Origin of the sequence: Pseudomonas sp. GW456-12-10-14-LB2, assembly GCF_002884345.1 — a bacterium.
Classification (GTDB): Bacteria; Pseudomonadota; Gammaproteobacteria; order Pseudomonadales; family Pseudomonadaceae; genus Aquipseudomonas; species Aquipseudomonas paraglycinae.
Window position 1 is genome coordinate 1 of the sequence record NZ_POHV01000044.1, and the last position, 12,319, is coordinate 12,319.

The 12,319-nt window shown below is 63.1% G+C and carries 9 protein-coding genes; 5 read left to right on the top strand and 4 right to left on the bottom strand.

Annotated elements, in window-relative coordinates; genetic code table 11:
- Nucleotides 1-330 (top strand): DUF6124 family protein (locus C1X29_RS24520; RefSeq protein ID WP_102718570.1); only part of this gene is annotated, 330 nt, incomplete at its 5' end.
- Nucleotides 331-402: 72 nt separating this feature from the next.
- The gene (locus tag C1X29_RS24525; protein ID WP_102688527.1) at nucleotides 403-630 is read left to right on the top strand and encodes an antitoxin; all 228 of its coding nucleotides are present in this window, start codon (nucleotides 403-405) and stop codon (nucleotides 628-630) included.
- 176 nt (nucleotides 631-806) lie between these two features.
- Here the strand turns inward: C1X29_RS24525 and C1X29_RS24530 are convergent, their stop codons facing one another.
- From C1X29_RS24530 to C1X29_RS24545, 4 genes are all read right to left on the bottom strand, one after another.
- On the bottom strand, nucleotides 807-2,258 hold the full coding sequence (locus C1X29_RS24530; RefSeq protein WP_102718571.1) for a curlin: 1,452 nt from the start codon (nucleotides 2,256-2,258) through the stop codon (nucleotides 807-809).
- Nucleotides 2,259-2,284: 26 nt separating this feature from the next.
- Nucleotides 2,285-2,749 (bottom strand): curlin, encoded by a 465-nt coding sequence (locus tag C1X29_RS24535; RefSeq protein WP_007956150.1) that lies wholly within the window; start codon nucleotides 2,747-2,749, stop codon nucleotides 2,285-2,287.
- A 70-nt stretch (nucleotides 2,750-2,819) separates the two neighbouring features.
- Nucleotides 2,820-5,054 carry an Ig-like domain-containing protein gene (locus C1X29_RS24540; RefSeq protein ID WP_102718572.1) on the bottom strand — a complete coding sequence of 745 codons (2,235 nt, stop codon included), beginning with the start codon at nucleotides 5,052-5,054 and terminating at the stop codon, nucleotides 2,820-2,822.
- Nucleotides 5,055-5,089: 35 nt separating this feature from the next.
- Nucleotides 5,090-6,436, bottom strand: coding sequence for a hypothetical protein (locus C1X29_RS24545; RefSeq protein ID WP_085748456.1), 1,347 nt, complete (start codon nucleotides 6,434-6,436; stop codon nucleotides 5,090-5,092).
- Between the two features lie 318 nt (nucleotides 6,437-6,754).
- Between C1X29_RS24545 and C1X29_RS24550 the strand changes: the two genes are divergently transcribed.
- From C1X29_RS24550 to C1X29_RS24560, 3 genes are all read left to right on the top strand, one after another.
- The gene (locus tag C1X29_RS24550) at nucleotides 6,755-8,203 is read left to right on the top strand and encodes an ATP-binding protein (RefSeq protein ID WP_102688530.1); all 1,449 of its coding nucleotides are present in this window, start codon (nucleotides 6,755-6,757) and stop codon (nucleotides 8,201-8,203) included.
- 159 nt (nucleotides 8,204-8,362) lie between these two features.
- Complete coding sequence (locus C1X29_RS24555; protein ID WP_102718573.1) at nucleotides 8,363-11,170, top strand: multicopper oxidase domain-containing protein; 2,808 nt, start codon at nucleotides 8,363-8,365, stop codon at nucleotides 11,168-11,170.
- Nucleotides 11,167-12,258 carry an SCO family protein gene (locus C1X29_RS24560; protein ID WP_102718574.1) on the top strand — a complete coding sequence of 364 codons (1,092 nt, stop codon included), beginning with the start codon at nucleotides 11,167-11,169 and terminating at the stop codon, nucleotides 12,256-12,258. Before C1X29_RS24555 ends, C1X29_RS24560 begins: the two co-directional genes overlap by 4 nt.
- Nucleotides 12,259-12,319: the final 61 nt, after the last annotated feature.

Sequence of the window (12,319 nt, forward strand, 5' to 3'; positions counted from 1 at the left end):
GACCCAACCTCCCCATACACCTCCGTCAACTCGAAAAAACTCCACGAAGCCGCCGAACGCGCCCTCGATCATTACCTCTGCCCCGGCGCCCACATCATGGGCAGCGTCAACGAACCCGCCCCGATGTACCTCGCCAACCCGGCCTACAACACCGAATCCCTGCTCGCCAACGCCAGTGAATCCCTGGGCTCTGCCAGCGAAATGCTCAACAACTTCGCCGCCACCCTCGACCCCGCCCACCGCAAGACCGCCCTGGGTATCGCCCAGATCCTCATGCTGGGTGAACTGGCCGTAAATCAGGCCTTGGATCACGTCGAGCTGAAGGGCTGATCCAGCACATGCCCAATAAAAAAACGCGGCCCAGCAACGGGTCGCGTTTTTCACATTCAAACTGGAGTCACCATGGATCCCCTGATCTCCACCATCGTTTCAGACTTCGAAAGCGAAGAGCAGGCCGCCAGCTACGACCGGTGGTTCCGTGCCGAAGTCCAAGCGTCAATCGACGACCCGCGTCCAAGTATTCCGCATGAGCAAGTGATGGCTGAAATACAGGTATTGATGGAAGAGGTTCAATGCAGGTACCAGACACTTGAGGCGTCGAACAAGGACTGCACCGCAGCACCAAATTGATCGTTCCCACGCTCTGCGCGGGAATGCAGCCCCTGACGCTCCGCGTCAAATTCGCGAGTTGGAACGCGGAGCGTCCCTTGAGGCATTCCCACGCAGAGCGTGGGAACGATCAATACCCAATCATCAGCGCAAAAAAAACCGCGACCTCAAGATCGCGGTTTTCCAACACCCGACACTTACTGCTGCAAAACCGTCGCCTGGTTAGCCGACCCGAACTGCTGAATCGTCGCGGTCTGCGTCATCCCGCTCTGATCCACATTGGCAATGTTCCCGGTGCCGCCCTGGGTTACATACGCCACGTTCATGGTGTCAGCCTGTTTCACGGTGATCATGTTGTCGCTGCCATACAGCTGCGCGGTGTAGGCCTGGTTGCCGGTGCCGGATTGATCGAATTCGGCGCTGTTGCCCGAGCCGTTCGACGAGCCTTGAACCAGGTTGGTGGTGCCGCGTTGGTCGGCGATGAGGATGTTGTCGCTGCCGTTCTGGTCGAAGTACAGCTCGTTGTAGGAATCAGCCTGGCTGACCGTGGTTTTGTTGCCAGTGCCGGTCTGGTTAGTGGTCATGATCTGGCCGATGCCGTCCTGGGTGAAGCTGGCGATGTTGCCGTTGCCGGTCTGATTGACCGTGGCGCGCTGGTTGCTGCCGAACTGGCCGCCATGTTGCGGGCCTTTCCAGTTGCTGGCGTAGACCTTGTTGTCGTTGCCCACCGAGGTGGCGTTGAGGGTGTGGCTGTCGCCGTTCTGGTAGGTGAAGTGCACGTTGCCGTTGCCGACTTGATACAGGGCCAGGGTCGAGTTGACCGATTCGAACTGGTCGGCATAGATGGCGTTGGTGTTGCCGACCTGGGTGACGGCGGCGGTGTTGTTTTCGCCGAAGCTCTGGTCGACCACGGTTTCGTTGCTGTCGCCGTACTGGTTGACGGTGGCCTGGCTGGCCAGTTGCGAGTCTTGCCAGATTTCGGTGCCGTTGAGGTTGCCGAACTGGTTGATGGTGATGTTGCCGCCGGTGCCGTTGCGCTGGTCGCCGTAGGCGTAGTTGTTTTCGCCGGCCTGGTTGATGCCGATCTGGCCACCGTTGTGCAGGACCTGTTCGGCGGTGCCGTAGTTGGCGGTGCCGTACTGGGTGATCACCGAGCTGTTGCCGGTGCCTTCGTACAGTTGCTCGATGTTGGCTTCGTTGCTGTCGCCGAACTGGAAGGTCTTGCCTTCGCTGCCGTTCTGCGAGTCTTGGTAGACGAACGAGAAGTTGCCGGTGCCTTGCTGTTGTTGCAGGGCCTGGTTGCCGGCGCCGAAACCGAGAGACTGGCTGGCGTGGGCGGTGTTGAAGGCACCGGTCTGTTGTTGGGTGATGGTGCTGTTGTCTTCGAAAAGCTGCTCGGCGTAACCGGCGTTGTAATCGCCGACCGCGTCCTGGGTGATGACGCTGGTGGCGGTGTCCTGCACGGCGGCGGCGTTGTTGCCCTGGCCCAGTTGGGTCTGGGTCGCGGTGCTGAACGGGGCCTGGGTCTGCTTCACATCAGCGATGTTGGCCGTACCGAACTGGCTCTGGGTGGAAAGGCTGTCGTCGGCCATGGCCTGGGCACTGATCATGACCAGGATGGCGGCGGTGAGGGGCGTCAGTTTGAACATGATGAACTCTCCGATGATTGCAGTGCTTAGCGATATTGCTTGACCGAAACGCTCATGCCGTTGCCCGACTGGGTCACGGCGCTTTGCAGCCCCGTGCCGGCCTGCTCGATGCTGGCGTCGTTGTTGTTGCCGTTTTGCGAAATCTGCGCACGGTTGTGGCTGCCGGTTTGCGTGATGGACGCGGCGTTGCCGGAGCCGTTTTGCGTGATCAAGGCCATCAGGTCGCTGCCTTGTTGCAGGATGTACGCCTCCTGATTGCTGCCCGACTGCACGATCTTGCCCAGCAGCGACTGACCGTTTTGCGAGAGCAGGGCGAGGTTGACCTGGCCGTTCTGGTCGATCAGGGCTTGCTGGCCCACTGGAGGTGGCAGTTCGCCGAGATCGGCGCTGTTGGGCGCCAGGTCGTCGTTTTCCATCAGGTCGTCGGCGCGCACGCCCGCACTGACGCACAGGGCGAGCAGGCAAAGCAGGGCGGCGGTCGGCGTGTTCATGGCAAATATCCTCTTGGGCGTTAACCGTTGAGCGTTGCCCCGCCTGCCCGAAAGCAGGCGGGGCACTGGCTCAGAGCGTGGTCACCGACACCGTCCGCACGGTGCCCTGGGACGAACGGATAGTGGCGGTCGGGTTGGCTGATGGCACGACCAGCGTGTTGTTCAGCGTCAGCCGCCAGCGTCCGGTCACCGGTACCGTGGTGGTGCCCAGCGTTACCAGCCCGGTCGGGGTGGTGACCTGCACGGTGATGGTGTTGCCGGTGGTCACCGACGAGGTGCCGGCGAAGTCCCAGTTGAAGCGGCCGCCGGAACGGGCCTGCACGGTCGAGGTGGTGATCGTGAAGGTTTCCGCCGCTGGCCGTGGCGACACTTGCACCGTGACGGTCGCCGGCGTCGACTGGGCGTTGAAGCTGTCCCGGGCGATGTAGGTGAAGGTCGTGGTGAAGGCCGTGGTCACGGTGGCCGGTGGGGTGTAGGTGATCACCGTGCCGTCGGTGCTGACCGTGCCGCGTCCTGCCGGCGGTTGGGTCAGGCTGGCGACGCCCAGCGGCGTGTTGCCTTCCGGATCGGTGTCGTTGGCTAGGACGTTGATCGGGATTGCGACACCCAATGTGGCGACGCTGTCGGCGACGGCGGTCGGTGGCCGGTTAGGCGCGACGGTCACCGTCACGGTCGCCGGGTTGGCCGAGGCCAGGCCTTTGCTGTCTTGCGCCTTGTAGGTGAAGGTCGTGGTCAACGGTGTCGTTACCACGGCTGGCGGGGTGTAGACCACCGAGGTGGTGCCGCTCAGCGCGACGGTGCCCTGGCCGGCGGCCGGTTGAGTCAACGCGGTGATGGTCAGCGGCACGTTGTTGTCCGGGTCGCTGTCGTTGGTCAGCAGGCTGAGGGTGATCGGCACGCCGAAGCTGGTGCTGCCGGTGTCGGCGACGGCCAGCGGCGCCTGGTTTTCACCGGTGTCCGGTGCTGCACCGACTACCACAACTGGCTCGGTGTCGCTGCCGCCGACGGCGGATTTGACCGTGACGGTGGCGGGTGGCTGGGTCAGGTCGGCCACGGTGATTTTTTGCAGCGTGCCGGTTTTCGACAGACGTCCGTAGCCTTGGGCAACCATATCCGGCACCGCGACTTCATCTGTCGAGGTGGCTTCGATCAGCAGGCTGTGGTTGGCCCAGCTGTAGCGGGCGGTCTGGATTTTCACCACGTCGGTGAGCTTGGCCGAAACGGCGGTCGGACGGGTAGTGCCGGCCGGGTTGGTCGCGGTCACGACCACCACCGACGGCAGGGTGCCGGTGCCCAGGCGCTGGCCGAAGAACAACCCGTTGTTGTCACCCAGCAGACTGGTCTGGCACGGCGTCGGTGGTGGGCCGGGCAGCAACGCCACGGTTTCGCGGAAGCACAGGGTCGAGCTGCTGTCAGCCTTGGCGAACACCTCGGCGCGTACACCGGCCGAGGTCCGGCGATAGGTGGCGCGGTCGATGGCGACTTGGGTTTGCTGACGATTGTCGAGGACCTTGCCGGCGACGGTGAACAGGTTGGTCTGAATCGAGCCGGCGCCCGACGGACCATCGATCCGCAGGAAGTTGGTGTTGAACGGGCTGCCGGTCACCGCTTCGGTGAGATTCGGGTCGCCGACGAAGGTTTCGATGCCGCCGGTGTCCGGGTTCACTTCGGTATACGGGCCGTTGATGCTGCGCAGGAACGGGCCGATGGCACCGTTGAGCGCGCCACTGAAGTTGCCCGGCGCACCGATGCCGATGTCTTTGGTGATGTTGATCGCCCGCCGGCCAGGGGTGGTGACGTTGACGGTTTCAACGCCGTACGGGTGGGTGATGGTGTAGGTGCCGGCCACCGGGACGTTCACCCGGATGCGGATCCGCGCGAAGCTTTGCTGATCGCCATCGACCGGATTTTCCGAGGCGAACGCCGCTTCGATGCCTGCGACGTAGGCGTCGACACCGAAACCGGCGCCGTTGTTGGGGATCGCGGTTTCAGCCAGGAACCAGAAGGCTTCCGGCGGCCAGTTGTCCGGGAACACCATCGGCAGGCTGTCATCGAAGACGCCCGGTTCCGGCAGCAGGGTGCACATGTAGGCCGGCGGGGTGCTGGCCGGCACCCGCGAACTGGCGGCGCGCGACTGGCAGAGTTCCATCGACAGCTGATTGTTGTCCTGGTACCACATCGGGAATTTCCCGGTGGCGAAGGTGTAGGGGCCGGGATCGACAGCGGCCAGTTGCGCGAACGCACTGCCGGTCAGCGAGATTGTCAGCCCGAGCGCGTTGAGCGCGAAGCGTGGCCACTTGTTCATGATGCCTCCTGATGCGGATCTGGGCATGTGAGCGTTCATTGCACGATGACCACTTCTTCGGTATCGCTGCCGCCGTTGGACGACGTCACCCGAACCTTGGCCGGTGGAATCGGCGTGATCCCGGTGGCCAGGGTTTTCACCGCGCCATCACCGCCCAGCGCACCGATGGTGGCGCCGGTGCCGGAGGTGGCGGTGAGCACCGGTGGCGAGGTTTCGTCACTGGTCGAGGCCACCACGGTCAATTGCCCGGAAGTGAGGCTGTACTCGGCGCGCTGGATCACCACCAGGTCGGTCAGGTTCATGGGCAGGGTGGTCGGCGAGCTGGTCGCGATCGCCAGGTGGTTGTCGGCGGTCACCTGCAGCACGGAGGGCAAAGTCGGGTTGACCGCTGATTGCGCGTACCAGCTGCCGGTACTGTCGGCTTCTGTCATGTTCACCACGGGCGTGCTGCTGGTGATGGCGGCGGTGCCCGGCGCGGGCGGGGCTTTGACGAACACGTCTTGTTGGGCCACTGGTGCGCTTTCGCCGGGCTTGCGCGAGTAGGTGCTGCGCTCGGTGATCAGAGGCGTTGGCCGCACTACTGTCGACAACTTGCCGGACACGGCGAAAGTCGTGCTGCGCAGGTCGATGCCGCCCGGGCCTTCGATGCGTACGTAGTTGGTGTTGAACGGGCTGCCGGTGACCGCTTCGTTGAGGTTCGGATCGCCAACAAACTGTTCGGCCGCGCCGGTCAACGGATTGGTCTCGGTGTACGGCCCGTTGACGCTGCGCAGGAACGGACCGATGTCACCCTTGAGCGCGCCGTCGTAGGTTTGCGGGGTGCCGATGCCGATGTCGCGGGTCATGTTGATCGCGCGCCGGCCGGGGGTGTCGACGGTGAATACATCGACGCCGTAGGGGTGGGTGATGACGTAGGTGCCGGCAGTGGGCACATCGACCCGGATGCGGATTCGGGCGAAGCTGATCTGGTCGCCCTCTGCGGGGTCGCCGCCGCCGAACGCGGCTTCGATGGCGCTGACGTAAGTCAGGTCGATGCCGCGTGCTGCATCGACGACGGTGGTTTCTCCGGTGAACCAGAAGGCTTCATCGGGGAAGTTGGTGGGGAATACGAGCGGTTGCGCGTCATCGAACACGCCGGGGGTCGGCAGCAGCGAGCACATGTACGACGGGGCGCCGGGTGTGCTCGGCACGCGGGAGCTGAGCGCTTTGGACAGGCACAGATCCAGGGTGCGACCGTGGCTGTCCTGATACCAGCTGGCGAAACCGCCATTGGCCGGTGTGTAGGGACCCGGGTCGACGGCGAACAGAGCGGCCTGGGCAATGCCCTGGGCCAAAGCGCTCACGACCAGGACGGTCGCGGTTTTGGACAGTAAAGGGTGCATGAGTTAATCCCTCTATCAAGGTACCTGCCCCTTGGGGATGGGTCAGTTGCAGAGGGCTTTACAACTTCCATACCAACGACGGGCCAAACGGCGGCAAACGCCCGTGGCGCAAGGATTCGCGGCTTGTCGTGGGGGGGAAGGACGCACGTCCGGATAGGGCGACTGTCCCCAGCATTGGGGATTGTGGGGGCATGAACGCCTGGCGGTTTTCGCCTGACCGGGAAATCGGCCGAACGTGGGGCCGTTCACCCCCCGCATCCGGGCAAACACCCAACCGTGGGCTATAACCCTATAGGGACGTATCGGGAAGTCGCCGCCATGAACATGCAGTCAAAAACGCTACCGGTCGAGGAGGGCAGCCAGCGGCTGAACTCGCGCAAGCAGCCGTTCAACCTGTTGCGCTGGTTTTCATTGATCAGCATGGCGGTGATCGGCACCGTGGCGGTGGCGCTCGGGGCGGTGTCGACACGGTTCGTGATCGAAGAAAGCGTGCAGCGCGATGCCTTGCTGACCGCGCAGTTCATTCAGGCCATCGCGTCGGCGGAAGTGCGCCACGTCTCGATTCCCAATATCCGCACCATGGGGGAGTTGCTCGACCCTCGTCAGGACAACGATTTTCCCGATGTCGACCCGCAGGCCCGAGCCAGCGCCAGAGGCGAGTTTCTTGATCACATCGAGCATTTGCCGGACGTGATCCTCGCCAACATTTATGCGCCGGACCGTACCGTGATCTGGTCGACCAACCCGGCGCTGATCAACACCCGGATTCATGCCGACGAAGACCTCGACCGGGCCTTCGATGAAAAGATCCCGGTCTCGGCCAGCTATCACGACGTCGACAAGGCCCGCGAAGAACAAAAGTTCGTGGTGCCGCCGGAATACATCTTCATCGAAAACTACATCCCGCTGTTCGACGCCGAGGGCAAGAACGTCACGGCGATGGTCGAGATCTATAAAGAGCCCAAGGACCTGATCGCCCGCATGGAACGCGGGCTGACGCTGATCTGGCTGGCGACCGCGCTGGGCGGCGGGCTGATTTACCTGGGGCTGTACTGGATCGTGCGGCGGGCGGCGATTCTGCTGGCGGCCCAGCAAAAACAACTGATCGCCAACGAAACCTTTGTCGCGCTGGGCGAGATGTCCTCGGCGGTAGCCCACAGTCTGCGCAATCCGCTGGCGACCATCCGCTCCAGCGCCGAGCTGGCGCTGGAGTTCGACGCGGGGCCGGCACAGAAGAACATCAAGGACATCATCGGCCAGGTCGACCGCATGTCGAAGTGGGTGCGCGAACTGCTGCAATCGTTGCGACCGCTCAATGACGACCCGGAACCGGTGAACCTGGTGGCGGCGCTGCACGACAGCCTGATGGCGTTCGAGCAGCAGATCGCCAGGGCCGGCGTGCAGGTGGTGTTTCAACCTCAGCAGACGCCGATGGTGCTGAGCCAGCCGGTACAACTCACGCAAATCCTCAACAGCCTGCTGGCCAACGCGCTGGAAGCCATGGATAAGGGCGGCACGCTGACCATCACCCTCGAACCGAGCGACAGCCGTGGCGTGAGCGTCATGCTCAGCGACACCGGCAAAGGCATGAACGAGGAACAGCGCAGCATGGCGTTCCGGCCGTTCTTCACCACCAAGCAGGGCGGCCTCGGCGTGGGGCTGGTACTGGTCAAACGGATCATGGAACGCTTCGGCGGGGGCGTGAGCCTGGACAGCCGCGAAGGCGAGGGCACCACCGTTCGTCTGGCGTTTCAGCTCATTCAGTAAATTGGGGTGAACTTTCCCCCAGCAGTGGGTGTCAGGCCCCGGTCACCGGGGAGTGGGGAATGCAACAGCGCGTCCAAGTCCCTGTTACAACTGGAAATGATTTTTTGGCGAGGTAATTGCAAAACACCATCACCCCTTCCTTAGATGAGGCGGCTGGTGATGGACAGAGCAATGCGTGACCCCAAAAAGCTGTTCCTGTTGACGCCACTGAGCGTCTTTCTGATGTTGACCCTCGGCCAGATGACCGCGGTTCGAGCGAGCCCGATCGACGACGAAAATCAGCCGGAGGCCTCTGACCCGTCGGCCTATTACGACGAGCCCGCAGACCGCGCCGGTGCGCTCAACGCGATCCTGACCATGCCCGAGGCCAACGAAGACTCCTTCGATCTGCCCGACGGGGTCAAAGGCACGCGCAACACGACGCGCACGGAAAACATCCTGCCGCCCACCGTCCAGACCAGTTTCAATTACCCCACCAACGGCAAGCCGAGCCCGCTGTACGGTGCCCAGCCGTTCACTCAGCAACTGGTGCTGTTCGAAGAGTTCGGCCCGGAAAAACTCGACCCGACCACACCGGCCGCGCCGTTGAGCTTCCCGCCTGCGGCCATCGGCCCGGCACCGGCGCAAGACCCGAACAACATCGCCCGCAGCGCGCCACCCGGCACCGCGCTGGATGCATTCCTGCGTCAACCGGGGCTCACGCCATTTCCGAGCCAGTACGCCAACGTGGTTGACCGCAACCCTTGGCAGGCGCAGATCGAACTGTTTCTCAACCGTCACATCGGTTCGTCTGCCGAAGGCCGGCCACCGGGAAAAGGCTGGGCTCATCAGCGCTGGAACGAGTTCTACCCGCAAGTGGCCTACAAGACCGTACAGACCGGTGCGCGGCTGAACGGCGGTCTGCGTGACAGTCGGCAGATGCACGGTTATGCGGTGGGCGAATTCGGCCCCGGTGGTCTGTACCACAACGTCGCGGGCGTGCCGGCGACCGATGGCACGGCCAAGGGTGTCGACCCACGGTTCCACCCGGCGATGCCGGTGCAGGATCACAACTCGGTGTGGACCTTCGACGGCACGCTGCCGCCGAAACTGTTGATGGTGCGCTACGGCCAACCGGTGCTGATGCGGCACTACAACGGCTTGCCGATCGATCCGTCGGCCAACCGCGGTTTCGGTCTGCACACCATCACCACCCACGAGCACAACGGTCATGCGCCAGCGGAAAGCGACGGTTATGCCAACGCGTTCTTCTTCCCCGGCCAGTTTTACGACTATCGCTGGCCGATCCAGCTCGCCGGTTACGACAGCATCAACACCAAGGCCGAAGATCCACGCGCCGCATTCCCCTGCGCACCGGGGGAAACCCTGTGGGTCAACGACCTGCAGCCTGCGAAAAAGACCTGCGACCACGGCACCATCAAGATTCGTGGCGACTGGCGCGAAACCATGAGCACCCACTGGTTCCACGACCACATGCTCGATTTCACCGCGCAGAACGTCTACAAGGGCAACGCGGCGATGATGAACTACTACAGCGCCCTGGACCGTGGCAACGAATCGGTGAACGACGGCGTCAACCTGCGTTTCCCCAGCGGCAGCGCCTTGCCGTGGGGCAACCGCGACTATGACGTCAACCTGGTGTTCGCCGACAAAGCCTGGGATCAGCAGGGTCAGCTGTGGTTCAACCCGTTCAACACCGATGGCTTCATCGGCGATCAGGTGCTGGTCAACTGGCAATGGAAACCGACCCTCGACGTGCGGGCGCGCAGTTATCGCTTCCGCCTCCTCAATGGTTCGGTGTCGCGCTACTTCAAGCTCGCGCTGGTGCGTGAAGTCAAAGGCACCGGCGGCGAATTCCAGGGGCCGAGAAACTCCGGTGTGTCGTACAGCCGCGTGCCGTTCCACATGATCGCCAACGACGGCAACATCATGGAACACAGCGTGCCGTTCGACGGCTCGATGGACCTGGATGCCGACGGCGACAAGCAGAACCACAACGCGATCCTGCCGACTCAGGGCATCGCCGAGCGGTTCGACATCATCGTCAACTTTGCGAAAAACGGCATCAAACCGGGCGACAAGCTGTTCTTCGTCAACCTGCAGGCCCAAGACGACGGCAAGGGCCCGAAAGAAGTGATCCCGCTGGCCGACGTGCTGTCGGAGAAATACCTGGCAGTCATCAAACAGACCAGCAAGGGCCCGCAATGGGATCGGGGTGACCCGGTGGTAGGCAAGGTCCTGCAACTCAACGTCAAGGCTTATACCGGCCAGGATCTGTCGATGAACCCGGCGGCCTACGAACCGGCCAAACCGGGCAAGGCGGAAGGCCTGGTGATGATTCCGCTGAAGATCCACCGTGACAACGCTGCCGACAAGGCGCTGCTGGCCAAGGCGCTGCACCGGACCTTCACCTTCGGTCGCGCCGACGGCACCGATGAAGCGCCGTGGACGATCAAGACCGATAGCGGTTTCGGCTTCCACATGGACCCACGCCGGTTGAATGCCTCGACCAAACTGGCCAGCGGCCCGACCGACGCCGGAGTCAGCGGCATCGGCACCCTGGAAGTGTGGAACATCAAGGCCGGCGGCACGGGCTGGAGTCATCCGGTGCACGTGCACTTCGAGGAGGGGATCATCCTCAGCCGTGGCGGCAAGGCCCCGCCTGAATGGGAAAAATGGGCGCGCAAGGACGTCTATCGCATCGGTTCGGAGGCCGACGGGCTGGACAGCGTCGAGATGGCGATCAACTTCCGCGAGTTCGCCGGGACTTACATGGAGCACTGTCACAACACCCAGCATGAGGACAACTCGATGCTGCTGCGTTGGGACCTCGAGAAACCCGGGCAACTGCAGTTGATGCCGACACCGCTGCCGAGCTGGGATGGCGTGCGCTACGTCAACTCCGCCGCGCTGCCAACCTTCCGCACCGGCGACGGCTTCGGCCCGCAAGTGACCGTGAAACCATGAAAAGGGAGGGAGCCGACACGACCCAGCCAACGCCGCGCTCCCGCGCCCTGGGCATGCACCTGATTCTGGTGCTGGTTACCTGCCTGCTCGGCAGCCAGGTGCTCATCGCCCATCAGGCGCAGCCCGAAGGCGCCAGTGAGTCCGCCACCCCGTGGGGTGGCGACTATTTCCCCAACACCCTGCTGACCGACCAGGACGGTCGGCAGGTGCGCTTTTTCGATGACCTGATCAAAGACAAGGTGGTGGTGATCAACTTCATCTTCACTTCGTGCAGCGACTCCTGCCCACTGGAAACCGCACGCTTGCGCCAGGTGCAGAAACTGCTGGGGGACCGGGTCGGGAAAGACATCTTCTTCTACTCGATCACTATCGATCCGCTGAGCGACACCCCCGCAGTGCTCAAGGCCTATGCGCAACGCTTCAAGGTCGGCCCCGGCTGGAAATTCCTCACCGGCGAGTTCGAAGACGTCACCGAGCTGCGCAAGAAGCTCGGGCTGTTTATCGAAGGCGTCGACAACGGGCGCACCAAGGACCACAACCTGAGCCTGATCGTCGGCAACCAGAGCACCGGGCGCTGGATGAAAGCCTCGCCGTTCGAGAACCCGTGGATCCTCGCCGACCAGCTCGCCAACACGCTGCAGAACTGGAAACAGGCCAGCACCGAAGAAAGCTACGCCGACGCTCCGCAGATTCGTCCGCCGAGCAATGGCGAAGAACTGTTCCGCACCCGCTGCGCTTCGTGTCACAGCCTCGGCCCGCAGGATGGCGAAGGCATCGGCATGCGCAACATCGGCCCGGACCTGATCGGCGTGACCCGTCAGCGCGACACGGCCTGGCTCAATCGCTGGATCCGCGAACCGGATCGTGTGCTGGCGGAGAAAGATCCGGTCGCACTGCAACTGTTCGAGCAATACGAGCGTATCCCGATGCCCAATCTGCGCCTGGACGAGGCCTCGGCGCAGTCGATCATCGACTTTCTGAGTGCCGAAACCGAGCGTCAGCATCCGTCCGTGCAGCCCTTGGCCGACGGGGCATTGACGCCAGTAAAACCGGCTTCTGCCAGCGAAACGGTGAGTCGAATGCAGTAGCGGCTAAATAGCATCATTGAACCGTGTGTCACGGTCATTGCCACCTACACTCATTCGAGAG